This is a genomic window from Bradyrhizobium sp. STM 3557 (assembly GCF_045571465.1).
In the GTDB taxonomy this organism is placed as follows: Bacteria; Pseudomonadota; Alphaproteobacteria; order Rhizobiales; family Xanthobacteraceae; genus Bradyrhizobium.
In genome coordinates this window covers 7,208,708-7,231,046 of the sequence record NZ_CP120697.1, presented here as the reverse complement: position 1 = coordinate 7,231,046, position 22,339 = coordinate 7,208,708, and the positions used below count along the sequence as shown (strand labels likewise).

Below are 22,339 nucleotides of genomic sequence, written 5' to 3'. Positions count from 1 at the left end.
CATACGAAACGGATGACAGGAACAACGGGGCACCTGCAATGAACGCCAATCTGTCGGCACTCCTTTATCTCGTGGCGGGTGTGCTGTTCATCCTGTCCCTGCGCGGCCTGTCCAGCCCGGCCACGAGCCGGCGCGGCAATTTCCTCGGCATGGCCGGCATGGCCATCGCGGTCGTCACCACGCTGGCGAACCACCCGCCGGCGGATGGCGTCGCCTGGGTGCTCGTCATCCTTGGCGTCGCGATCGGCGGCGGCATCGGCGCGATGATCGCCCGCCGCGTGCCGATGACGGCGATGCCCGAGCTCGTCGCGGCCTTCCACTCGCTGGTCGGTATGGCCGCCGTTCTGGTCGCCGCCGGTGCGTTCTTCGCCCCCGAGGCCTTCGACATCGGCACCTCAGGCAACATTCATCCGCAGAGCCTGGTCGAGATGTCGCTCGGCGTCGCCATCGGCGCGCTGACCTTCACCGGCTCGGTCATCGCGTTCCTGAAGCTCTCCGCCAGGATGAGCGGCGCGCCGATCATCCTGCCCGCACGCCACATCATCAACATTGTGCTCGCCGTGCTGCTGGTCGTGTTCGTCGTCCGCCTGGTGCTGACCGGCGGCGGCTTCGATTTCCTGATGATCACGCTGCTGGCGCTGGCGCTCGGCGTGCTCATGATCATCCCGATCGGCGGCGCCGACATGCCGGTCGTGATCTCGATGCTGAACTCCTATTCGGGCTGGGCCGCTGCCGGCATCGGCTTCACGCTTGGCAATTCGGCGCTGATCATCACCGGCGCACTGGTCGGCTCGTCGGGCGCGATCCTGTCCTACATCATGTGTCACGCGATGAACCGCTCCTTCATCTCGGTCATCCTTGGCGGCTTCGGCGGCGAGACCGCGGCAGCGGGCGGCGGCAGCGGCGAGCAGAAGCCGGCCAAGCTCGGGTCGGCGGACGATGCGGCCTTCATCATGAAGAACGCCTCCAAGGTCATCATCGTGCCCGGCTACGGCATGGCGGTGGCGCAGGCCCAGCACGCGCTGCGCGAGATGGCCGACACGCTCAAGAAGGAAGGCGTCGAGGTGAAATACGCCATTCACCCGGTCGCCGGCCGCATGCCCGGCCACATGAACGTGCTGCTGGCCGAGGCCAACGTGCCCTATGACGAGGTGTTCGAGCTGGAGGACATCAACTCGGAATTCGCCCAGGCCGACGTTGCCTTCGTGATCGGCGCGAACGACGTCACCAACCCGGCGGCCGAAGAGGACAAATCCTCGCCGATCTACGGCATGCCGGTACTGCAGGTCTGGAAGGCCGGCACCGTGATGTTTATCAAGCGCTCGCTGGCCTCCGGCTATGCCGGCATCGACAATCCGCTGTTCTATCGCGACAACACCATGATGTTGCTCGGCGACGCCAAGAAGATGACCGAGAACATCGTCAAGGCCATGTAGGGAGCACGCGCGTGGCGCTGAACAAGGAGTGGCATCGTCAGCATCCGATGCCGCCCAAGGCCACGCGTGAACAGCGGATCGAATGGCATGTCGCGCATGCGACCGCTTGCGGCTGTCGTCCAATTCCCGAAAGCATCAGACAGGATGTCGAAAAGCGGCTAAAGTCGCCTCGCAAGAGGGACTAGGCCGGAGCCGTCCAATGCTCGACCGTCGCGGGATCATTGACCGCGGGCAATTACAGCGCACCGGATCAAGGGATGCCGCCGATCCGCGTGCGCGAAGCCGTGGTGCCGAGCCTGTCATTGTGACGACCGATATGTGAGAGCAAGCGGCGCGCTGCATGACCGTCCTGAAATGGCTCCTCATCGTCGTCGCGGCGCTCTACTGCGCAGGCCTTGCAGGCTTGTTCATCATGCAGCGCGCGATGCTGTTTCCGGCTCCGCCGGTCGGCCGCATCACGCCTGAAGAGGCGCATTTCCCGGAAGCCGAGGAGCATGTGCTGACCAGCGCCGACGGCGAGAAGGTCATCGTCTGGCACGTGCCTGCGAAGGTGGGTCATAAAGTCGTGCTGTACTTCCCGGGCAATGGCGATTACCTCGCCGGCGTGGCCGAGCGGTTCAAGGCGCTCGCGGCGGACGGCACCGGCCTCGTCGCGCTGTCCTATCGTGGGTATGCCGGCTCGAGCGGCAGCCCGAGCGAACACGGCCTGCTGCTGGATGCCGAGGCCGCCTATGCTTTCGCCGCGGCACGTTATGACGCGGAGCGTATCGTTGCCTGGGGATTCTCGCTCGGCAGCGGCGTTGCGACCGCGATCGCCGCCGAGCATCCGGTCGGAAAGCTGATCCTGGAGGCGCCCTATACGTCGATCGTCGATATCGCGGCGTTTCGCTTTCGCATCGTTCCCGTCAGCCTGCTGATGCGCGATCAGTTCAGATCCGACAGGCGCATCGTGAAGGTCAACGCACCGCTGCTGATCATGCACGGCGAGAACGATCCGGCCATCCCGATCGAATTCGGTGAGCGCCTGTTTGCGCTAGCTCATGAGCCGAAGCGCTTTGTCCGTTTCGCCGGTGGCGGCCACAACGACCTCGACCAATTCGGCGCGACCGCGGTGGCGCTCCGCTTCATCAATGGACCGGAAGGCTGACGACATCCGCGGTTTCCCGCATAATGCGCGACAATCGAGGGGAGGCGCACGATGACGACGCAGGCAGCAATGCCGAGATCGGCCTGGATCTTCCCGCTGCTGTCGATGCTGCTGTTTGCGGCAATCTCCGTGGCGCATTATGACTTCACGCTGTCGCCGGCGGGCCTCGTGTTCGCCGCAGTGCTGCTCGTGATCCTGTTCGGCACCGTGTTCGCAGCCGTGCACCATGCCGACGTGATCGCACACGAGCTGGGCGAACCCTATGGCACGCTGCTGCTGACGCTGTCGGTGACGGTGATCGAGGTGGCGCTGATCGTGACCATCATGCTCGGCGATACGGCCGTGCCTGCGCTCGCGCGCGATACGGTGTTCGCGGTGGTGATGATCGTCTGCAACGGCCTGGTCGGCCTCTGCATCCTGATCGGCGGCCTGCGATATCGCGAGCAGGACGTCCAGGTGCTCGGTGCCAACGTATATCTGAGCGTGCTGTTCGTGCTCGCGACGATCACGCTCGTGCTGCCGGACTACACCCTGACCACGCCCGGTCCGGTCTATTCAGCCGCCCAGCTCGGCTTTGTCAGCGTTGTCACGATGCTGCTCTATTCGGTGTTCCTGTACACGCAGACCATGCGGCACAGGAACTATTTCGTCGGGCCGTCGTCGGATCGGGACGAGCAGGGCATGAAATTGCCGCGGTCGATGCTCGCGCTCAGCGTCGCGCTGCTGCTCGCCGCGTTGCTCGGTGTGGTTCTGCTGGCGAAGAAATTCTCGCTGGTCGTCGATGCGGCGGTGGCCGCGAGCGGCGCGCCGCCGGCGCTGGCCGGCGTCCTGGTGGCGCTGCTCATCCTGCTGCCCGAGAGCGTCGCCGCGATCGGGGCCGCCCGGGCCAATGACTTGCAGAAGAGCATCAACCTGGCGCTCGGCTCCTCGCTCGCCACCATCGGCCTGACCATCCCGGCGGTTGCGGCCGCGACCTACTCGCTGAACAAGCGCATCGTGCTCGGGCTCGACTCAAAGGGCACGGTGCTCCTGTTTCTGACATTCGTGCTGAGCATGCTGACCTTCGGCGCCGGCAGAACCAATGTCCTGTTTGGTCTGGTCCACATGGTCGTGTTCGCCATATTCCTGTTCATGCTATTCGTTCCGTAGCAAACAGAGAGGATGACGATGCTCAGCGCCAAATCCGAGATCCAGGTCGACACGCCCGAAGTGCGGGTGACCGAATGGCGGCTGGCACCCGGCAGCGCGACCGGACATCACATCCATGAGATGGATTACGTGATCGTTCCGGTCACCGATGGCGAGATGACGATCGTCGTGCCGGGTGGGGCGCGTTCCAAGGCGCAGCTTTCGATCGGCAAGTCCTATTTCCGCAAGGCCGGCGTGGAACACGACGTACTGAACGAGACGTCCACGGAGATCGTGTTCCTCGAGATCGAGCTGAAATCTTAAAGCTTTTGTTTACCGGAATGTCGCTGATTTGTGGTAAATCAGATCCGCTTCCGTAGCTCCCGAGTCGTCGCATCCGCTTCTGTGCGAAGGTCAGTTCGTCAACGTGAACGGCTGCTTTTGCTCACAAGTTCCATGCGTGTCTCGAAAGCCGCAAAGACCTTCGGACGAGCGGTCGTGGTCCCTAATTGTGCCTCAAAGTTCCCGCAAATGCTGTGCGGGGAGTGGTCAGGATGCTGAAATACGTCACAAAGCTCACCATGGAGATCGTCCCGTCGGTGGTTGCCACCATCCTCGGGGCCTACATCGTCAACCACTACATCAACACCAAACCCGCAACCCCGGCCGCAGCCGTAGCTGCGGCGGCCGCTCCGTCGACTGCCGACTCCGTGAAAATCGATACCGGCAAAGCCGACGGCGCCAAGATCGATGGCCTGAAGGCTGACGCCAAGCCGGCAGAAACCTCGGCCGAAATCTCCAATATCCCGGGCGCCGGCATCAAGGCCAAGGGCATCGCCGAGAAGTCGGTCAACGACAAGGCCGCGGCCGAGAAACCTGCTGAAGCCAAGGAAACCAAGCCGGCCGAGACCGCGAGCCTGCCTGCCGAGAAGAGCCACAGCGTGACGCCGAAATCGAGCGCCCGTTCGGCCGAGACGCCGGCCACGCAGGAGGAGCGTCGCGACGCGACCGATCTGGCGCGTGCGGCGATCGAGCGGCTGCGCGCCAGCGAAGGTGCCCGTTCATCGGAGTCGGCGCGCACGACAGGGGAAGCGCCCCGCATCGTGACGGCTGCGCCGTCGGTATCCCCTGTTCGCCCGTTGCCGCCGCCGATCAGCGTGTCGACGCCATCGGTCGATGGTGCACCTTATGCAGCGGGGACGCCGCCCTACACCGGATCGGTTCAGGTCGATGGCCGGATGACGCCGCCAGCCGACATTCCGGCACCGCCGCCGGCGCGTCCGCTCGACCTGCGGGCTGACCGGGGTGGTGATCCGTCGCTGAAGGATCAGATGTCGAATGTGGCCCAGGACATGGTGTCGGCAGCCAAGTCGGTGTTCCACTCCGTCCTGCCGAAATAGCCGACGCTTCGCCCGATGGCCTTGAGACAAGTAGCGGCGGCGCCTATGCGCTGCCGTTTCTCGTTGGAGCTCAAACTCCGCGCGTCAGCGCGACCGCGAATTTTGTGCTGGTCAGTCCCGGGCTGAATTCGGCATCGACGATGCGTCGCGACGTCCCGCTATCGGCAAAATACTCAACGGCAAAATAAAAGCGCGGGCCAAGGGCCCGCGCATCGTCAGTTCAGGAAACTGAATTGCTGCTCGGTTAGCGCGGTCCGCGCGGACCTGCGCCCGGTCCGCGGCCAGCGCCGCGATCACCGCCCGCGCCAGCGCCGAACACCGGCTTCGGCTTCATCGGCAGCAGGCCTTCACGCTGCAGCTTCTTGCGCGCCAGCTTGCGGGCGCGGCGAACGGCTTCCGCCTTCTCGCGGGCTTTCTTCTCGGACGGCTTCTCGTAATGGCCGCGGAGCTTCATCTCGCGGAAAATGCCCTCGCGCTGCATCTTCTTCTTCAGCGCCTTGAGGGCTTGATCGACATTGTTATCGCGAACGAGAACCTGCACGCGGCATCCTCTTTTCAGGAGATCGGTTTTGTGAAACTGGTGAAGCAAAGGCTGGCAGAAAAGGCCTCGCCCTTAACCTTGAGCGCGCGGATGTATCAGACAAAGCCCGCGATGTCCACCCGCTCGCGAACGGTTGACGAGAAGTTTAGCCCGAAAAAGCGGGTTTTTTCACTCCTACTCTGCTTTTGCGGGCAGGGGCGCGACTTCGGTGACGTGGCCCATCTTGCGGCCCGGGCGGGGGGCACCTTTGCCGTACAGATGCACGGTAGCGCCGGGAACGGTCAGCCAGCGCTCGTAATCCCTGATCTCGTCTCCGATCAGGTTGGTCATGGTCACCGAGCCGTGGCGGACAGGCTTGCCGAGCGGCCATCCCGCGATCGCCCGGATGTGCTGCTCGAACTGCGAGATCGAGGCGCCATCCAGAGTCCAGTGTCCGGAATTGTGGACGCGTGGGGCGGTCTCGTTAACCAGCACGGTCGGGCCGTCCTTGCCGGGCACCACGAACATCTCGACTGCAAGCACGCCGACATAATTGAGCGCGGTGGCGATCCGGGTGGCGATGGCGCGGGCTTCCGCGGCCACGGCATCGGGGATCGCGGCCGGTGCTCGCGAGATCTTCAGGATGTGGTTTTGATGCTCGTTCTCGGTGACGTCGAAGCATTCGACCTGGCCGTCGGCGCCGCGCGCGGCGACCACCGAGATCTCGCGCTCGAACGGCACGAATGCCTCCAGGATCGCAGCCTTGGTGCCGAGCTCGGCCCAGACGCGCTCCAGGTCGTCGGCCTTGCGGATGATCGCCTGTCCCTTGCCGTCATAGCCGAAACGCCGCGTCTTCAGCACCGCCGGCAGGCCGATCCGCATGATCGCCTCGCGCAGGCTCGCCACTGAGGACACCTCGGCATAGGCCGCAGTGCCGATGCCGAGCGAGGTGACGAAATCCTTCTCGGTGAGGCGATCCTGGGTGGTCTCCAGCACGTTGCGGCCAGGCAGCACCGGGCGCTTCGCAGCCAGCACCATGGCGGCCGCCGACGGGACGTTCTCGAATTCGTAGGTCACCACGTCGACGTCATTGGCGAACAGCTCCAGCGCCTCGACATCGGCATATTCGGCGCAGGTCGCGTTCAGCACGACGTCGAAGGCGGGCGAATCTGGGTCCGGCGAGAACACTTGGCAACGCAGGCCGAGTCGGGCGGCGGCGAGCGCCAGCATCCGGCCGAGCTGTCCGCCGCCGAGAATGCCGATGGTGTCGCCCGGCTTCAGCTTCATGCTACGCGCTGCGATATCGGTCACGCGGAGCCCTCCGGGCGCTCGGTGACGGCATCGGTCTGCTGCTGGCGCCAGGCTTTGAGCCGGCCTGCCAACGCCGCGTCGTTCAGCGCCAACACGCTGGCGGCGAGCAGCGCGGCATTGATCGCGCCGGACCTGCCGATCGCGAGCGTGCCGACGGGAACGCCGGCCGGCATCTGCACGATCGAGTATAACGAATCCAGGCCCGAGAGCGCCTTGGACTCCACCGGCACGCCGAACACCGGCAGCTCCGTCAGCGCCGCCGTCATGCCCGGCAGGTGCGCTGCCCCACCGGCGCCTGCGATGATGACTTTGAAGCCCGCCGCTTTGGCTCCCTTGGCGAAGGCGTAGAGCCGGTCGGGGGTGCGGTGAGCGGAGACGATCCGCGCCTCGTGATCCACGCCGAGGTCCGCCAGTGTCTCGGCAGCATAGCGCATGGTATCCCAGTCCGACTGGCTTCCCATGATGATGGCGATCGGGGCGGTCATAAGATCAATTCTTCTCGGGAATCCAGAAACATGGGCCGGAGTATAGGGACGGGCCCAACAGCGGCAAGCCAAGGTAACTGGACTGGCAAGGGGACAGGGATGGACTATCCTGACTTGGTAAATCCGGGCAAGCGCATAAGATGGGCTTGGCAGGAAATCCGATGAAAAAGAAGCGGATCGCGGCCGCGCCGACCGTGGCCAGGCGCGCGCGACACAGGCGCGGGCGGCCTCCGGCCTGGAGCGAGGGCGGAACTTCGGCCACGCCGGAGCCGGTCGGGCGCACCATCCGCCGCCTAAAAAGGGAGCTCGCAAAGGCCCTGCAGCGGATCGAGGAGCTCACGGCGAGCGCAGAACGCGACTTCCTGCTCGGCATCGTCAACCGCCGCGGATTTTCGCGGGAACTCGATCGATCGATCGCCTATATCAAGAGGTATCATGCGACCGGCGCGCTGATCCTGCTCGATGTCGACCGGCTCAAGCCGATCAATGACGCCTTCGGGCACGCTGCGGGCGACCAGGTGCTGAAGGCGGTAGCCGCCTCCCTGGTGAGCCAAGTGCGGTCCTCAGACGTGGTCGGCCGGCTTGGCGGCGACGAATTTGGCGTCCTGCTCTGGAACCTGGATGAGGTCGATGCACATGGCAAGGCAATCGCGCTGGAACGGGCGATCGACGCCTTGAGCTTCAGCTTCGGCGACACCACGGTGCACGCCGGCGCCTCCGCCGGCATCGCGATCCTGGACATCTGGATGGACGCGCAGAGCGCGTTCGAAGCGGCCGATCGCGCCATGTATGTCCGCAAGGCGCAGCGGCGGCTGCAGAGTGAAATCTCGGCGTCCGAGCGTGCCGCTCAGAGCTCGCCGAGATCCTCCAGGACCTGACCGAAGCTGCGCAACAGGTGCGCATCCTTGAACTCGCCCATCATCGGATCGCCGCTACGGCTGAAGGCGATGGCGCCGGTATTGCCGGCAAGTCGCGACATCATCTCCGCGCGCCGCAGCGCTGTCGTCGAGCTCTGGCATTCCTCGGCATTGCCGGCGATCAGCACGCCGGACTCGTCGCGCAGAAAAGGCATCGCGACGTAGTACGTAATCTCGGCCATGGCGTCGTCTCCTCGTTCTCCTTTCGATTTCTCGAATGTGGTGCCGCGCAGTGCAGTGACGTCGCAGGAGATCAGGCGGCATCGCTGCTGATGGCGACGACGGTGTTCGGCACGCAGCCGCAGGCAATCGTCGCGCGCAGCTCCTGCAGCTCGATCTCCAGATATTCATTGGCCATGATCAGCGCCTTGATGGTGGAGCGCAGGTTGCCGTCGCACATCGCAATCGCCTGGTCGCAGGCCTGCTCGTAAACGCTGTTATCCGCAGAGAAGGCTGTGGGCATGGGGATCGTCCTGGGTTTCGTCCGGGTTTGAGCTATCGACCGATCTCTCGTGTGGTGATGACTTCTTCCCCCATTGTTCCCGTTCTGTTCTCATTTGTCAATCGGAGATTTTGATCTGCCGGCAAGGAATTGAGGGCACGTGCCGATATGGTTGTGATCATGGTTGTCATCGGGCCGGATGCAGGCTGCAGCTCGTTCGGCCCGCCGGATCCCGCAAGTCCAACCTCAAGTCCAACAAGTCCAAACTAATAAGATCCGGGTCGTCTCAAGTGTTCTCAGCTATCGGATATTCCGATCGCAGCGCGGACGCGCGATGCGCATCACGCAATGATGTCCGGCGTGATCTGGTCTTCGATGAAGGCGATCCGGTCTCGCAGCAGCAGCTTGCGCTTCTTCAGCCGTTGCAAGCGCAACAAATCCGGCGCGGGTGATTGATGCAACGCATCAATCGCCGCATCCAAATCGCGGTGTTCCTGCTGCAGGCGTGCGAGTTCGGCCTGCAGTTCGCGCTCGTCTTGGTCGGCCATGTTCTATGATAGCAAAAAAGCGGGAGAAGGGGGAAACGGTTGCGGGAGGAGGTCCAAAATATCGCCTTCGAACAGTTTCATGCAACCCATGGACGTCCAAGCTTTCAGCCTATCCCATGAATTCAGGTTAGGAAACGGAGGGACATTCGTATTTTGTGTGCTCACGTTTCATTACACATGGTGCTCAAATTTGCCGCTGTGGTATTGGGCCCCATCGACATGACAAAGGACTGGTGTACACTTCCTGGTCCTCAGCGAATCTGAGGCGGAAACCTACCAAGGAGGTCGCGAATGGCAATACAGGCGCATCTCGTTGAATTGGAGCGCAAGCACAAAGTCCTGGAGAACGAACTACACGAAGCGCTCCTGCACCCATCAACGGATGATTTGCAGATCGCCGAATTAAAGCGACGAAAATTGATGGTAAAGGACGAGATCGAGCGCTTGAAGCAAGCCACCGAGACGCTTCACTAGTGCGATTTACTTTGAAGTTCGTGTCAGTTTGCGAACTTCTTCATCGACACTGGATGAGCAGCGTAGCTCTTTCTGCTCTGGGGTGGGCGGATCAGCCCATCTCAGGTGCAGATGTCCAAATGGACCCATTCTCAACGACAGCTTTTCTCAACGACAGTTTTCCAGGTTGCGAGCTGGTTCAGCAAGCAGCCAAGTTTAAGCAAGCAGCCAAGATTAATTTTTCGCACGGCCGATTTTTCGAGCGCCTAATTTTCCGGGGGAGTGTCTTTCCGATCAAATCTCAGGCCTCAGCGAGCTCACCGACATAGTCGGCGATCGCCAGCGATGACGTCAGTCCGGGGGATTCGATTCCGAACAGGTTGATCAGCCCGTCGACGCCGTGATCGCGCGGGCCCTGAATCAGGAAGTCCTGCGTGGCCACCGCGGGCGGGACGATCTTCGGCCGGATGCCGGAATAGCTCGGCATCAGCGCGCCGTCGGGCAGCGCCGGCCAGTATTTGCGGATCGCAGGATAGAAGCGCTCGGCGCGCGCGGGATCGACGGCATAATCGATGTGGTCGACCCATTCCACGTCGGGACCGAAGCGGGCCTGACCCGCCATATCGAGCGTGAGGTGGACGCCGAGCCCGCCGGGCTCCGGCACCGGATAGATCAGGTGCGTGAACGGCGCCCGCGCGCTGCAGCTGAAGTAGTTGCCCTTGGCGAGATAGGCCGGCGGGATAAGCTGCAGCGGCATGCCTTCGATCATCCGCGCCACCGCCGGCGCGCTTAGCCCGGCGGCGTTGACGAGCAGGCGGCAGGCCAGCGTCATCGGCTGCGCGCCGCCGGCGTCGATCTCGATGCGGCCAGCGTCGGCGAGGGCGCGCTCGAGCGGCGTGTGGAACGCAAAGGCCGCGCCGGCCGCCTCGGCGTCGCCGCGCAGCGACAGCATGTAGGCGTGGCTGTCGATGATCCCGGTGGACGGCGACAGCAGCGCGGCTTCGCAGGCCAGTGCCGGCTCCAATGCGCGTGCAGCCTCACCGGACAGCAGCTCCATGCCTTCGACGCCATTGGCCTGCGCATGCGCGCGGATGCCCTCGAGCTTTTCCGTCTCCTTCGCAGTCGTGGCGACGATCAGCTTGCCGCAATTGCGGTAGGGAATGCCGTGCTCATCGCAATAGCGATAGAGCGCCTGCTTGCCGCTGACGCACGTCCGCGCCATCAGGCTGCCGGCCTTGTAATAGATGCCGGCGTGAATCACCTCACTGTTGCGCGACGAGGTGACGGTGCCGATGCCCTCGGCCGCTTCCAGAACGATCACCTCGCGGCCCGCCAGCGCCAGCCGTCTTGCGATGGCAAGGCCGATCACGCCGGCGCCGACGACAACGCAATCGACCTTATCCATGCCGGGCCTCGACCTCGAAACGGGTCACAGCCGAAAGGAGCGTGCACGTATATAATGCAACCCCTGGTATTCGGTGCGGCCACGCGATTAAAGAAGCATTTATCATGACGGGCCAATTGCAGAAGTCGCGGGGCTTTTTGCCGGCGCGTGTGCAAGCGCGTTTACCCGATCCAAACCCGTGAGGCCAGACACTCCGCTGCTGAAATCCGCGGGTGATTAATGGCTGGGAAGATCTGGCAGGCAGGCGCCAAGAGTACGATTCCTGCATGCGCCATTGCAGGCTTGGCGGCGATCGCCGTGCCGCTCGCGCCCAGTTGGGCAGGCCCGCAGGATTCTTCGTCATCGAGCTATCTGAGCAACGTCGATCCCAACATGGCGTGGGAAGTCCTGATTGCCGGAATCGTCATCTGCGCCTTTCTTGCCTCGATCGCGATCTGGGTCAATTCGGCACTGCGCCGCGTCCGGCATGCGCAACTGCGTCGTAACGCCTTCATCAGCTCCGCCCTGAACAATCTGAGCCAGGGCGTCATCATGACCGATCGCGACAACCGGGTCGTGTTCTATAACGACCGCTTCCTGGAGATCTATGGCCTGACGCGTGCAGAGATTCCGCGCGGCTGCAGCGGGCGCGACCTGATCGAGCTCCGCCGCCAGCGCGGCAAGCTTGGGGTGTCGATCGACGAGTATGCACGGCGCGCCCTCGAGCCGGAGGGCTATGTCACCGAACTCCCCGACGGACGTTCCGTGCTCGCCAAGCTGTTCCATCTGCCGAATGGCGGCACGGTCGGCGTGCACGAGGATTGCACCGAGCAGCGCAGACTGGCGCGGCAGCTCGCCTCCACCAAGCAGTTCCTGGAATCGGTGCTGGACAATGTGCCGGTCTGCGTGGCCGCCAAGAGCATCGAGGACGGCCGCTATATTTTCGCCAACCGCGCCTTCGAGGAGTTCTCGAGGATGTCGCGCGAGCGCATCGTCGGCAGCCATGCGCGCGAGATCTTCTCGCCCGTGACCGCGGCGAATATCGAAGCCACCGACAAGGCAGCGTTGGCCGCGCCGGGGACGAGCTATCGCAGCGAGCTCGTCGTCGAGCGCCGCGGCGAGAAGCGCATCCTGGCCTCGAACCGGGTGATCGCCCGCAATGAGAGGAACGAGCCCGAATTCCTGATCGCGCTGTTCGAGGACGACACCGAACGGCGTTCGCTGAGCTCCGAGCTCGAGAACACCAAGAAATTCCTCGAGCTCGTGGTCGACAACATCCCGGTCTCCGTGATCGTCGAGCGGGTGTCGGATGGCCGCTATATGCTTGCCAACCGCAGCGCCGAGATCGTCCTCAACCGCAAGCGGGAGGAGGTCACCGGCCTGACCTCGGCCGACATCTTCAATCCGCGCGAGGCCAAGCTGATCATCTCGCGGGACGAGGCGGCGATCAAAAAGGGCGGCCTCCTGATCGAGGAGCATCCGATCTCGACCAAGGATGGCTTGCGGCTGTTCCTGACCCGCCGCATGACGGTGCTCGGCGACAAAGGCGAGCCGCAATATCTGATCAAGACCCACGAGGACGTCACCGACCGCCGGCAGACCGAATCGCGGATGGCCCACATGGCCTATCATGACGGCCTCACCGACCTGCCGAACCGCGCCGCCTTCCTGCAGGCGCTGAGCCAGATGATCGAGGCCTGCGAGAGCACCGGCGAGGAGTTCGCCGTGCTCAACGTCGACCTCAAGGGCCTGAAAGAGATCAACGACGTCTTCGGCCATGCGATCGGCGACAAGCTCCTGGTCGAGGTCGCGCACCGCGTCCAGGATGCTGCGCGCGGCGGTGTGGTGGCGCGGCTGTCGGGCGATGAGTTCGGCCTGATCATCGACGGCAAGCAGCCCGAAGCCGGCCAGGCGCTCGCCGAGCAGCTGGCCGAAGCGATCGCCGCTGAGTTCCAGATCGACGGCAAGCCGATCCGCACCGCGCTGACCACCGGCATCTCGGTGTTCCCGCACAACGGTTCCGACGGCGCCTCGCTGCTCGCCAATGCCGGCGCCGCATTGTTTCGCGCCAAGGCCAAGTCGCGCGGCAGCATCACCTTCTATCAGCCGGAAATGGATCAGCAGATCCGCGATCGCCGCGTGCTGCACCAGGAGCTCTCGGTCGCGATCAGGAACGGCGAGCTGTCGCTGTACTTCCAGCCGCAGGCCGCCTCCGGCCCCACGGTCGATTCCAGCGAGATCATCGGCTTCGAGGCGCTCGCGCGCTGGCATCATCCGGTACGTGGCTTCGTCCCGCCGAGCGAATTCATTCCGCTCGCGGAGGAAAGCGGCCTGATCGTCGAGATGGGCGAGTGGATCCTGCGGCAGGCCTGCCGCGAGGCCGCGTCCTGGCCGAAGCCGCTCCAGATCGCCGTCAACCTGTCGCCGGCGCAGTTCGTGCACGGCGATCTCGTCGCGCTGGTGCATTCGATCCTGCTCGAGACGGGGCTTGCCCCCGACCGGCTCGAGCTCGAGATCACCGAGGGCGTGCTGATCGAGGACTTCGACCGCGGTCTTGGCCTCTTGCGCCGGCTGAAGGCGCTCGGCGTGCGCATCTCGATGGACGATTTCGGCAGCGGCTACTCCTCGCTGAGCTATTTGCAGGCGTTCCCGTTCGACAAGATCAAGATCGACCGCGCCTTCGTCATGAATCTCGGCCGCAACCCGCAATCGGCGGCGATCGTGCGCGCGGTGATCGATCTCGGACACGGCATGAACATGTCGATCGTGGCCGAAGGCGTCGAGACGCTGGAACAGCTCGGCTTCCTCGCCGAGGAAGGCTGCGATTCGGTTCAGGGCTATCTGCTCGGCAAGCCGATGCCGATCGAAAAGTATGATGAGCTGGTCGGCCGCAGTAATGACAATGTCGTGGAGTCAGTGCGCAAGATCGGGTAGGCGACAGCGCGCAAGGGGCGCGTGCCACCCACGACTTAAGCGCAATGGCGGACTACGATCTGGCGATCATCGGCGGCGGCCTGAACGGCGTGAGCTTGGCGCGCGATGCCGCCGGCCGCGGCCTGCGCGTCATCCTGTTTGAGCAGGGTGATCTCGGCGGCGCAGCGTCTTCGGCGACCTCCCGCCTCGTGCATGGCGACCTGGCCGCGCTGGAGCGGCGCGGTTTCCTGCGGGTCCGCGCAGCGCTCGCCGAGCGCGACGTCTGGCTTGATATCGCTCCACACCTGGTGCGTCCGATCAGGTTTGCGATTCCGGCCCATGCCAATGAGCGGCCGCCATTGTGGCTGCGCACCGGACTTTGGCTCTATGATCGGCTGGCAGGTCGAGCCCGCCTGCCGGGCGCTACCACGCTGGATGTCACGCACCATCCGGTCGGCGATGCATTGAAGCGCCCGATCGGCACCGCGTTCGAATATTCGGACTGCCTGGTCGATGATTCCCGCCTGGTCGTGCTCACCGCCCTGGACGCCACCGAGCGCGGCGCCGAGATCCGCACCGGTGCGCGCTGCACCCGCGCCGACCGCGAGCGCGTCTGGCGGCTGGCGGTGATCGATCGCGGCCACCGCCGCGTCCTGACTGCTCGCGCGCTGGCGAGCGCCACCGGCGCCTGGAGCGCTTCGACCGCCGAGGCCGTGCTGCGCCAGCCGCCCCCGCGGCTGACCGTCCGGCGCGTCAGCCAGATCGTGGTGCCCCGCCTGTTCGATGTCGACGCCGTCTACGTGTTCCAGAACAGCGATGGCCGGCTGATCTTCGCGAGCCCCTATATGCGTGTGTTCACCCTGATCGGCAGCGTGGCCCATCCCTTTGTCGGCGATCCAGCGGTCGTGACCGCGCCGGCGGAGGACGTGGTCTATCTCTGCACGGCGGCCAATCGTTACTTCCGGCAGCAGATCCAGCCGGTCGACGTCGTCAGGATCATCGCCGGTGCGAACATGGCGCTGCCGCGCCGCGATCCAGGTGATATGGCCGGTGTGATGAGTTTCAGCGGAGGGCGCGGCAAGGCCCCGCTGCTCACGATGTCAGGCGGCGACGTCACCACGGCGCGGCGGCGCGCCGAGCAGGCAATATCACGGCTTGCGCGGGTCCTTCCGATGGGACGGCGCTGGACGGAAGCGGCGCCGTTGCCGGGCGGCGATTTCGGCTGGGACCAGTTCGATACCAAGGTCGAGGCGGCACGCGAACGCTGGCGCTTCCTAAGCGAAATCGAGGCACAGCGGCTGGTCGGCGCCTATGGCTCCCGCCTGACCGACGTGCTCGGCGATGCCAAGACACGCGACGATCTCGGCCAGAGCTTCGGGCCAGAACTGACCGAAGCCGAGGTGCGCTACCTCATGACCAAGGAATGGGCGCGTTTCCCGGACGACGTGTTGTGGCGTCGCTCCAAACTGGGTCTAACCATGCCGCCGGAGGCGCGCGAGGCGCTGGCGGCGTTCATGGCGAAGGCGAGCGGGGCTGGCCACTCTGCCACAGTCAGCGACTGCAGCGGGGATAGCGAGGTCGCGAAGGTTGAGCCGCGCCCTCGCCGCCGCTAGCTTGCGGCCACGATTGCAACGCTCATCGGGACATGGCTGAGGACATCGCGAACATCGAGACGGCTGCCGCGCCGGTCAAAGCCGCAGCCCTGCCGGAATTGGCGCAGCCGCTGCTGCGTATCGAGGGCGTGGTCAAGAGCTTTGGCGGCTTCCGCGCCGTCGACGGCGTCTCGCTCGATATCCGCGCCGGCGAGTTCTTCGCGCTGCTCGGACCCTCTGGCTGCGGCAAGACCACGCTGCTACGCATGCTTGCAGGCTTCGAGGCGCCGGACGAGGGGCGCATCCTGCTGGCAGGCGAGGACATCGCGCAGGCGCTGCCGCATCAGCGGCCGGTCAACATGATGTTCCAGAACTACGCGCTGTTTCCGCATTTGTCGGTGCGCGACAACATCGCCTTCGGGCTGAAGCGTGCCGGCATGGCGCGCGCCGAGATCGCCGCGCGGGTCGCCGAGATGGTGGCGCTGGTGAAGCTGGAGGGGCTGGAGAAGCGCAAGCCGGACCAGCTCTCCGGCGGTCAGCGGCAGCGCGTGGCGCTGGCCCGCTCGCTGGCGCGGCGGCCGCAGGTGCTGCTGCTCGACGAGCCCATGGCGGCGCTCGACAAGAAGCTGCGCGAGAGCACGCAAGTCGAGCTGATGGAGCTGCAGCGGCGGCTGGGGCTGACCTTCATCATTGTCACCCATGACCAGGACGAGGCGATGACGGTGGCTGGCCGGATCGGCGTCATGCAGGCCGGCCGGCTGGAGCAGGTGGCGAGCCCGCGGCTGCTCTATGAGGAGCCGGTGTCGCGCTGGATCGCGGAGTTCGTCGGCGACATCAACCTGTTCGAGGGCGAGGTGAAGACGCGGGCGATGCACCGCCTGGCGGTCACGACGCGCGATGCCGGCGAGCTCGTCGCCACCGAGCCGCGACGCGCGGTGGTCGGCACCAAAGTGTGCGTCGCGATCCGCCCTGAAAAGATCAGGCTGGCGCGCCGCGGCCCTGCGAGCGACGCCGCGACGGGGCATGCGATCAATCGGATGGAGGGCGCCATCCTTGACGCCAACTATCTCGGCGGCACCACGATCTACAAGGTGAAGCTCGACAGCGGCCCGGTGGTGCGCGCAGCCGTTGCCAACACGGCACGGCTCGACACCGACGGCTATGGCGTCGGTCAGCGCGTGGTCGTCTGGTTCACGCCTGACGATTGCGTGGTGCTCGACCGATGAGCGCGCGCCGAATTTTCTCCCGGCCGGCGCGCCTGGCGGCGATCGCGCCCTATGTCTGGATGGTGCTGTTCTTCCTGGTGCCGTTCGGCTTCGTCCTCAAGATCAGCCTGTCGCAGACCGAGATCGCGCAGCCGCCCTATACGCCGGTGTTCGATCTCACGGCCGGCTGGGCAGCGCTTCAGAATGCCTTCGCCGCGCTGTCGCTGGACAACTTCCGTTTGCTGCTGTCGGACAATCTCTATCTGCTGTCTTACTCGCGCAGCGTCGTCGTTGCGGCTGTTGCAACTGCGATCCTGCTTTTGATCGGCTATCCCATCGCCTATGGCATGGCGCGACTGCCGCAGCGCTGGCAGGGCATCGCGATGATGCTGGTGATCGTGCCGTTCTGGACCTCGTTTCTGATCCGTATCTATGCCTGGATCAATATCCTGCAGCATGACGGCCTGCTCAACCAGATCCTGTTGGCGTTGCATCTGGTATCGACGCCGGTCGTGTGGCTGTCGACCGACACGGCGATGTATCTCGGCATCGTCTATTCCTATCTGCCGTTCATGATCCTGCCGCTGTTCGCGACGCTGTCGAAGATGGAGCCGGCGCTGGAAGAGGCGGCGGCCGACCTCGGCGCTGGCAGGTGCGAGACATTCTGGCTCGTGACCTTCCCGCTGTCGCTGCCGGGCGTCGGCGCCGGCTGCCTGTTGTGCTTCATCCCGATCGTCGGCGAGTTCGTGATCCCCGACCTGCTCGCCGGCTCGCAATCGCTGATGATCGGGCAGACACTGTGGCTCGAATTCTTCAGCAACAAGGATTGGCCGGTGGCCTCCAGCATCGCCGTGGTGCTGCTGATCGTGCTGCTCGCGCCGCTTCTGCTCTACGACCGCCTGCAGCGCCGGCAACTGGAGGAGCGGTGATGGGCATCGGCAGTCTTTCCTGGGCTACCCCCCTCCCTAGCCCTCCCCGACAAGGGGGGAGGGAACGCAGCGGTGCGAGTGGCGAGACCGTCGCGATGGTCAGTCAAAAACGGCTGGAGTTGGCCAATACCGCGCTCTGCGCGCAACGAGCGACGGCCTCTCCGTTTCCTCCCCCCTTGCGGGGGAGGGTCAGGGAGGGGGGTACCCAGGAAAGACTGCCGATGCGGACCAACCCCTCCCCGCAAGGGCGCGGGGAGCGAGAGAGCGTCGCTCGGAACAGGGCAGGGCGAGACCATGCCTAAACCCGTCCACCTCTCGCGCTTCAACATTGCCGCGCTCTCGCTCGGCCTGGCGTTCCTGTATCTGCCGATCCTGATCCTGGTGATCTACTCGTTCAACGACTCGCGCCTGGTCACGGTGTGGGGCGGCTGGTCGCTGCGCTGGTACCGCGAGTTCTTCAAAGACGGCGCCATGATCGATGCGGCCTTGATGAGCCTGCGCGTCGCGGTGGCCTCGGCCAGCATCGCGACAGTGCTCGGCACGCTCGCCGCGGTGGCGCTGTCACGCGGCGCTGGCTTTCGCGGCCGCATGCTGTTCTCCGGCATGCTTTATGCGCCGTTAGTCATGCCGGAGGTGATCACCGGGCTCTCGCTGCTATTGTTGTTCGTGGCGCTCAACGCCGAGCGCGGCTTCTGGACCGTCACGATCGCGCATACCACGCTGACCATGTGCTTCGTCGCCGTGGTGGTGCAGTCGCGCCTGGTCGCGCTCGACAAGAGCCTGGAAGAGGCCGCCATGGATCTCGGCTGCGATCCCTTGCGCGCCTTCGTGTTTGTCACCCTGCCGCTGATCCTGCCGGCGGTCGCGGCCGGCTGGATGCTGGCCTTCACGCTGTCGCTGGATGATCTCGTGATCGCGAGCTTCACCACCGGGCCGGGCTCGGCAACCCTGCCGATCCGAATCTATTCCGAGGTGCGGCTCGGCGTGAAGCCCGAGATCAACGCGATCTGCACGCTGGTGATCGGCCTGATCACGGTCTTGATCGTGGTGGCCTCGCTGGCCTCGAAACTGTCGAGCGAGCGCGGCGAGAGCGCGGCGCCGTTGTAGCCACGCCGTCATCGCGAGGAGCGAAGCGACGAAGCAATCCAGAGTGGCGTTCCTGGTCCTGGATTGCTTCGCTTCGCTCGCAATGACGAATGGTACGTCCTACGACTTCACCGCGCCGGCCGTGAGCCCGCCGACCATGTAGCGGCGGAAGGCGTAATAGACCGCGGCCGGCGGTAGCGCGTAGATGAAGCCGGTGGTCATGAGCAGCTCCCAGGGCGAATCGTCGGCGGCGAGGAAGTTGCCGAGCGCCACGGGCAGCGTGATCTCCTTGTCGTTCGACAAGAGCAGGAACGCGTAGAGATATTCGTTCCAGGCCAGCAGCACGGCATAGGTGCCGATCGCCACCAGCGACGGCATCATCAAAGGCACATAGACCAAGCGGAAGATCTGCAGCGGGCTGGCGCCGTCCATCACGGCGGCCTCGTCGAGTTCGACCGGCAGTTTGTCGGAGGCCTGCTTCAAGACCCAGATCGCGTAAGGCGATGCGATGGTCACCATGGCCAGGATCAGCGACCAATGATTATTCAGCAGGCCGTATTTGCCCATGGTGCGATACATCGGCACGGCAAGGAACGCGGCCGGGATGAAATAGGTGAACAGCGCGAGATTCATCACCATCCGGCTGCCGGGCACGCGCAGCCGCGAGATCGCGAACGCCGCGCAGGTCGCGATGATCAGCGTCAGCGCGCCGACGGTGGCGGCGATCAGCACCGAGTTGCCGAACTGCACCCAGAAATCGCGCAGGAAGTAGTGCTGCTGGTTAAACACGATCTCGAAATTGTGCAGGGTCGGATGGTCCGGCCACAACTTGCCGGAGAACGCGTCCTCCTTCGGCGAGATCGCGAACAGGAACATGTGGTAGATCGGAATCATGGTCCAGACGAAGACCGGGATGCCGATCAGCAGCAGCCGCGCCTCGGTGCCGATGTCGCGCCAGGTGATGTCGCGCCAGTTGATACCGCCAATGCCTGAGAGCTTCATCGGGACAGCCGTTTCATCATGAAATAGACCAGAGGCAGCACCAGCGGCATGGCGCAGACGATCGAAGCCATCGCCAGGCTGAGCTGATCGAGCCGCAGATAGCGGATGCCGAGCGTCGACAGCACATGCGTCAGGTCGGCCGGTCCGCCGCCGGTCAAGAGGTAGACGCTGTTGAAGTCGCCGAGCGTCCAGATCATCGAGAGCAGCGTGCAGGTGACGTAGAGCGTCTGCATCGACGGCCAGGTGATGTAGCGGAATTTCTGCCACCAGGTGGCGCCGTCGACTTCGGCGGCTTCGAACAGGTCGTTCGAGATCGCGAGGCGCCCGGTCATCAGGATCAGGGTCCAGAACGGCAGCGACTTCCAGATGTGGACGCCGATCGCCATCGTCAGCGCGATCGCCGGATCGTTCAGCCAGTTCGGACCGTCATCGCCGGTGAACTGGAATATGAGCTGGTTGATGACGCCCCATTCCGGATTGAACATGAAGCGCACCGACAGGATGGTCGGAATCGACGGCACCGCCCAGGGCAGGATGAAGATCACCGAAAGCCACCTGATCCAGCCGCGCTGCTGCACGAAGAAGCCGGACAGGAATAGCGCGATCAGCATTTTGAAGTTGATGCCGAGAACCAAGAAGATCAGCGTGTTGACGGCGGCGCGGGCGAAGATCGGATCGTTGAACAGCGCGACATAGCTCGCGGGCTGGCGCGCCAGCCACAGGCCATAGCCGACCGGATAGACCACGAAGGCGAGGAACACGAGCAGATAGGGCGCCAGCATCACGATGCCCCAGACCTGCGGCATCGTCAGCCGAGGGTTGGGTGGTGCGACGGCTATCGCCTTATCGGGTGCTGAGAGCGTGATCGCCATGTCGGTTACTTTCTAACGCTGCTGCTGCAGTGACAGTGTCGTCCCGGCGAACGCCGGGACCCATACGCCGCGGCGCTCGTATTGAAAGACGCTGTTCAACGACTTTGCGTCAACACGACGGCCGGTGGTTATGGGTCCCCGCTTTCGCGGGGACGACGCCGGTACAAACCAATGCACAGTTGAATCGCTGTCCCTAACCCGCGACCTCCTTGATGCGCGCGATCAGCTCGTCGACGGCCTTGTCGACCGGCACCTTCTCGCTGACCACGCGATTCATCGCCTTGGCCCAGACGTTCTCGTTGTTGAGAATCGTGAACTTGTAGTTCTTGGTGAAGTCGAACGGCGAGGTGCCGCCGGTGAACTGGGTGTAGACCGCCTTGCGATGCCGGTCCGCCTGCCAGAACGGGCTCTTCTGTCCGGCGATCGTCACCGGGAACCAGCGTCCCAGCGCGCCCTCGACATACGGCCCAAGGTTCTCTTCCTGCATCAGGAACTTGATGAACTCCTTGCCCTGCTCCTTGTGCTTGGCATTGGCGAAGATCAGGCCGGTCTTGACGTCGGAGCGGTATTTGATCGGCGTGCCGTCGGGCTTGTTGGGGAAGGACGCGGTGATGATGTCCTCCTCATAGGCCTTCTTGCCGGCTGCGCGCTGCTCGGGCGTCAGAGCGGGGTTGGTCGAGTCCTCGAACCACTTGGCCGCGATCGAGATCGTGAAATTGTGGGTCATCACGATCGTCTTGTTGTGGAACGCGACGTTGTTGTCCGGGTCCTTCCAGGTGGTAGAGGAGGGCGGCGTGCAGCCTTTGATGTAAGTGTCGGTGTAGTCCTTCAGCGCGTGGATCAGGCCGTCGCGCACCTTGGGATCATCGACCAGCAGCTTGCCGTCGTCGTCGACCAGCTTGACATTGTAGGCGTCCATGAAGGTGTAGAACGACTGGAAGGAGTCGGTGGATTCCACGCCCATCGGCTGGCCGACGCCATAGATGCGCTCGCGGGTCGCTTTGCGGATTCCCGGCTGCACCTTGTCGCACCAGAACGACCAGTAATCCTCCCACTTGGTCGGGATGTCGCTTTCCTTGTATCCGGCCTTCTCAAGCAGATCCTTCCAGATCTGCACATGCATGCTTTGCTGCTTCAGCGGAAAGCCGTAATAGGCCTTCTTCTTGGTGACATTGTTGTAGAGATAGGCGGTCTCGATCGTGTTGGGCGCGAAGGCCGATTTCATCGGCTCCAGGATGTCGCTGAGATCCTCGAGCTTGCCCTCATAGGCCCATTTGCCCTGCGCCTGCACGTCATAGGTGTCGGCATAGGCGACATCGGGCACGGTGCCGGAATCGAGCGCTGCGACCGTTTTCGGAATCATGTCCTGGATCGCATATTGCGACAGCTCGACCTTGATGCCGGTCTTCGCCTCGAACTTCTTCACGACGTTGAGCAGGGCATCGTCTTCGGACTTGTAGAAGCCTTTGCCCCACCAGACGGTGATGGTGTCCTGGGCGATGGCCGGTGCCGCAACGCAAAAGGATCCGGCAGTCGCAACTGCCAAGATCAGCGCACCCATTCCTCTGG

The 22,339-nt window shown here is 64.0% G+C and carries 22 protein-coding genes; 12 read left to right on the top strand and 10 right to left on the bottom strand.

Annotated features, from left to right (window positions below):
* Positions 1–38: 38 nt before the first annotated feature.
* From P6U24_RS33440 to P6U24_RS33420, 5 genes are all read left to right on the top strand, one after another.
* Positions 39–1,436 carry an NAD(P)(+) transhydrogenase (Re/Si-specific) subunit beta gene (locus P6U24_RS33440; RefSeq protein ID WP_407156655.1) on the top strand — a complete coding sequence of 466 codons (1,398 nt, stop codon included), beginning with the start codon at positions 39–41 and terminating at the stop codon, positions 1,434–1,436.
* Positions 1,437–1,776: 340 nt separating this feature from the next.
* On the top strand, positions 1,777–2,583 hold the full coding sequence (locus P6U24_RS33435) for an alpha/beta hydrolase (protein ID WP_407156654.1): 807 nt from the start codon (positions 1,777–1,779) through the stop codon (positions 2,581–2,583).
* A gap of 51 nt (positions 2,584–2,634) precedes the next feature.
* The gene (locus P6U24_RS33430) at positions 2,635–3,732 is read left to right on the top strand and encodes a calcium:proton antiporter (protein ID WP_407156653.1); all 1,098 of its coding nucleotides are present in this window, start codon (positions 2,635–2,637) and stop codon (positions 3,730–3,732) included.
* 18 nt (positions 3,733–3,750) lie between these two features.
* Positions 3,751–4,035 carry a cupin domain-containing protein gene (locus tag P6U24_RS33425; protein WP_407156652.1) on the top strand — a complete coding sequence of 95 codons (285 nt, stop codon included), beginning with the start codon at positions 3,751–3,753 and terminating at the stop codon, positions 4,033–4,035.
* 230 nt (positions 4,036–4,265) lie between these two features.
* A complete protein-coding gene (locus P6U24_RS33420; RefSeq protein ID WP_407156651.1) occupies positions 4,266–5,111 on the top strand; it encodes a hypothetical protein in 846 nt (281 codons plus the stop codon).
* 244 nt (positions 5,112–5,355) lie between these two features.
* Here P6U24_RS33420 and rpsU read toward each other — a convergent pair whose 3' ends face one another.
* From rpsU to purE, 3 genes are all read right to left on the bottom strand, one after another.
* Positions 5,356–5,652: a 30S ribosomal protein S21 gene (rpsU, locus tag P6U24_RS33415; protein WP_407156650.1), complete on the bottom strand. Its 297-nt coding sequence runs from the start codon at positions 5,650–5,652 to the stop codon at positions 5,356–5,358.
* Between the two features lie 174 nt (positions 5,653–5,826).
* Positions 5,827–6,918 (bottom strand): 5-(carboxyamino)imidazole ribonucleotide synthase, encoded by a 1,092-nt coding sequence (locus tag P6U24_RS33410; RefSeq protein WP_407160678.1) that lies wholly within the window; start codon positions 6,916–6,918, stop codon positions 5,827–5,829.
* 20 nt (positions 6,919–6,938) lie between these two features.
* On the bottom strand, positions 6,939–7,427 hold the full coding sequence (purE, locus tag P6U24_RS33405) for a 5-(carboxyamino)imidazole ribonucleotide mutase (protein WP_407156649.1): 489 nt from the start codon (positions 7,425–7,427) through the stop codon (positions 6,939–6,941).
* Positions 7,428–7,588: 161 nt separating this feature from the next.
* Here purE and P6U24_RS33400 point away from each other — a divergent pair, with 161 nt between their 5' ends.
* A complete protein-coding gene (locus tag P6U24_RS33400) occupies positions 7,589–8,305 on the top strand; it encodes a GGDEF domain-containing protein (RefSeq protein WP_407156648.1) in 717 nt (238 codons plus the stop codon).
* Here P6U24_RS33400 and P6U24_RS33395 read toward each other — a convergent pair.
* From P6U24_RS33395 to P6U24_RS33385, 3 genes are all read right to left on the bottom strand, one after another.
* The gene (locus P6U24_RS33395; RefSeq protein ID WP_407156647.1) at positions 8,275–8,526 is read right to left on the bottom strand and encodes a hypothetical protein; all 252 of its coding nucleotides are present in this window, start codon (positions 8,524–8,526) and stop codon (positions 8,275–8,277) included. The genes P6U24_RS33400 and P6U24_RS33395 overlap by 31 nt on opposite strands.
* Before the next feature lie 71 nt (positions 8,527–8,597).
* The gene (locus tag P6U24_RS33390) at positions 8,598–8,807 is read right to left on the bottom strand and encodes a hypothetical protein (protein WP_407156646.1); all 210 of its coding nucleotides are present in this window, start codon (positions 8,805–8,807) and stop codon (positions 8,598–8,600) included.
* A gap of 320 nt (positions 8,808–9,127) precedes the next feature.
* The gene (locus P6U24_RS33385) at positions 9,128–9,334 is read right to left on the bottom strand and encodes a YdcH family protein (protein ID WP_009028242.1); all 207 of its coding nucleotides are present in this window, start codon (positions 9,332–9,334) and stop codon (positions 9,128–9,130) included.
* Positions 9,335–9,625: 291 nt separating this feature from the next.
* Between P6U24_RS33385 and P6U24_RS33380 the strand changes: the two genes are divergently transcribed.
* A complete protein-coding gene (locus tag P6U24_RS33380) occupies positions 9,626–9,808 on the top strand; it encodes a YdcH family protein (protein WP_407156645.1) in 183 nt (60 codons plus the stop codon).
* 280 nt (positions 9,809–10,088) lie between these two features.
* On the opposite strand, the gene P6U24_RS33375 is transcribed toward P6U24_RS33380, so the two are convergent.
* Entirely contained in the window at positions 10,089–11,192 is a 1,104-nt protein-coding gene (locus P6U24_RS33375; protein WP_407156644.1) for an NAD(P)/FAD-dependent oxidoreductase, read from the bottom strand.
* Between the two features lie 219 nt (positions 11,193–11,411).
* Between P6U24_RS33375 and P6U24_RS33370 the strand changes: the two genes are divergently transcribed.
* From P6U24_RS33370 to P6U24_RS33350, 5 genes are all read left to right on the top strand, one after another.
* On the top strand, positions 11,412–14,105 hold the full coding sequence (locus P6U24_RS33370) for an EAL domain-containing protein (RefSeq protein ID WP_407156643.1): 2,694 nt from the start codon (positions 11,412–11,414) through the stop codon (positions 14,103–14,105).
* A 44-nt stretch (positions 14,106–14,149) separates the two neighbouring features.
* On the top strand, positions 14,150–15,697 hold the full coding sequence (locus P6U24_RS33365; RefSeq protein WP_407156642.1) for a glycerol-3-phosphate dehydrogenase: 1,548 nt from the start codon (positions 14,150–14,152) through the stop codon (positions 15,695–15,697).
* Between the two features lie 32 nt (positions 15,698–15,729).
* A complete protein-coding gene (locus tag P6U24_RS33360) occupies positions 15,730–16,902 on the top strand; it encodes an ABC transporter ATP-binding protein (RefSeq protein WP_407156641.1) in 1,173 nt (390 codons plus the stop codon).
* A complete protein-coding gene (locus P6U24_RS33355) occupies positions 16,899–17,810 on the top strand; it encodes an ABC transporter permease (RefSeq protein WP_407156640.1) in 912 nt (303 codons plus the stop codon). The genes P6U24_RS33360 and P6U24_RS33355 overlap by 4 nt, the downstream gene beginning before the upstream one ends.
* Positions 17,811–18,104: 294 nt before the next feature.
* Positions 18,105–18,917 (top strand): ABC transporter permease, encoded by an 813-nt coding sequence (locus P6U24_RS33350; protein ID WP_407156639.1) that lies wholly within the window; start codon positions 18,105–18,107, stop codon positions 18,915–18,917.
* A gap of 99 nt (positions 18,918–19,016) precedes the next feature.
* Here the strand turns inward: P6U24_RS33350 and P6U24_RS33345 are convergent, their stop codons facing one another.
* The 3 genes from P6U24_RS33345 to P6U24_RS33335 form a co-directional block, all read right to left on the bottom strand.
* The gene (locus P6U24_RS33345; RefSeq protein ID WP_407156638.1) at positions 19,017–19,898 is read right to left on the bottom strand and encodes a carbohydrate ABC transporter permease; all 882 of its coding nucleotides are present in this window, start codon (positions 19,896–19,898) and stop codon (positions 19,017–19,019) included.
* Positions 19,895–20,770, bottom strand: coding sequence for a carbohydrate ABC transporter permease (locus tag P6U24_RS33340; RefSeq protein ID WP_407156637.1), 876 nt, complete (start codon positions 20,768–20,770; stop codon positions 19,895–19,897). The genes P6U24_RS33345 and P6U24_RS33340 overlap by 4 nt, the downstream gene beginning before the upstream one ends.
* 193 nt (positions 20,771–20,963) lie before the next feature.
* A complete protein-coding gene (locus P6U24_RS33335; RefSeq protein WP_407160677.1) occupies positions 20,964–22,331 on the bottom strand; it encodes an ABC transporter substrate-binding protein in 1,368 nt (455 codons plus the stop codon).
* Between the last annotated feature and the right edge of the window lie 8 nt (positions 22,332–22,339).

Excerpts from the sequence above, each read along its gene's own strand:
- P6U24_RS33440 (WP_407156655.1), top strand. The coding sequence starts at position 39 with ATGAACGCCAATCTGTCGGCACTCCTTTATCTCGTGGCGGGTGTGCTG.
- P6U24_RS33435 (WP_407156654.1), top strand. The coding sequence starts at position 1,777 with ATGACCGTCCTGAAATGGCTCCTCATCGTCGTCGCGGCGCTCTACTGC.
- P6U24_RS33430 (WP_407156653.1), top strand. The coding sequence starts at position 2,635 with ATGACGACGCAGGCAGCAATGCCGAGATCGGCCTGGATCTTCCCGCTG.
- P6U24_RS33425 (WP_407156652.1), top strand. The coding sequence starts at position 3,751 with ATGCTCAGCGCCAAATCCGAGATCCAGGTCGACACGCCCGAAGTGCGG.
- P6U24_RS33420 (WP_407156651.1), top strand. The coding sequence starts at position 4,266 with ATGCTGAAATACGTCACAAAGCTCACCATGGAGATCGTCCCGTCGGTG.
- P6U24_RS33410 (WP_407160678.1), bottom strand. The coding sequence starts at position 6,918 with ATGAAGCTGAAGCCGGGCGACACCATCGGCATTCTCGGCGGCGGACAG.
- purE (WP_407156649.1), bottom strand. The coding sequence starts at position 7,427 with ATGACCGCCCCGATCGCCATCATCATGGGAAGCCAGTCGGACTGGGAT.
- P6U24_RS33400 (WP_407156648.1), top strand. The coding sequence starts at position 7,589 with ATGAAAAAGAAGCGGATCGCGGCCGCGCCGACCGTGGCCAGGCGCGCG.
- P6U24_RS33395 (WP_407156647.1), bottom strand. The coding sequence starts at position 8,526 with ATGGCCGAGATTACGTACTACGTCGCGATGCCTTTTCTGCGCGACGAG.
- P6U24_RS33390 (WP_407156646.1), bottom strand. The coding sequence starts at position 8,807 with ATGCCCACAGCCTTCTCTGCGGATAACAGCGTTTACGAGCAGGCCTGC.
- P6U24_RS33385 (WP_009028242.1), bottom strand. The coding sequence starts at position 9,334 with ATGGCCGACCAAGACGAGCGCGAACTGCAGGCCGAACTCGCACGCCTG.
- P6U24_RS33380 (WP_407156645.1), top strand. The coding sequence starts at position 9,626 with ATGGCAATACAGGCGCATCTCGTTGAATTGGAGCGCAAGCACAAAGTC.
- P6U24_RS33375 (WP_407156644.1), bottom strand. The coding sequence starts at position 11,192 with ATGGATAAGGTCGATTGCGTTGTCGTCGGCGCCGGCGTGATCGGCCTT.
- P6U24_RS33370 (WP_407156643.1), top strand. The coding sequence starts at position 11,412 with ATGGCTGGGAAGATCTGGCAGGCAGGCGCCAAGAGTACGATTCCTGCA.
- P6U24_RS33365 (WP_407156642.1), top strand. The coding sequence starts at position 14,150 with ATGGCGGACTACGATCTGGCGATCATCGGCGGCGGCCTGAACGGCGTG.
- P6U24_RS33360 (WP_407156641.1), top strand. The coding sequence starts at position 15,730 with ATGGCTGAGGACATCGCGAACATCGAGACGGCTGCCGCGCCGGTCAAA.
- P6U24_RS33355 (WP_407156640.1), top strand. The coding sequence starts at position 16,899 with ATGAGCGCGCGCCGAATTTTCTCCCGGCCGGCGCGCCTGGCGGCGATC.
- P6U24_RS33350 (WP_407156639.1), top strand. The coding sequence starts at position 18,105 with ATGCCTAAACCCGTCCACCTCTCGCGCTTCAACATTGCCGCGCTCTCG.
- P6U24_RS33345 (WP_407156638.1), bottom strand. The coding sequence starts at position 19,898 with ATGAAGCTCTCAGGCATTGGCGGTATCAACTGGCGCGACATCACCTGG.
- P6U24_RS33340 (WP_407156637.1), bottom strand. The coding sequence starts at position 20,770 with ATGGCGATCACGCTCTCAGCACCCGATAAGGCGATAGCCGTCGCACCA.
- P6U24_RS33335 (WP_407160677.1), bottom strand. The coding sequence starts at position 22,331 with ATGGGTGCGCTGATCTTGGCAGTTGCGACTGCCGGATCCTTTTGCGTT.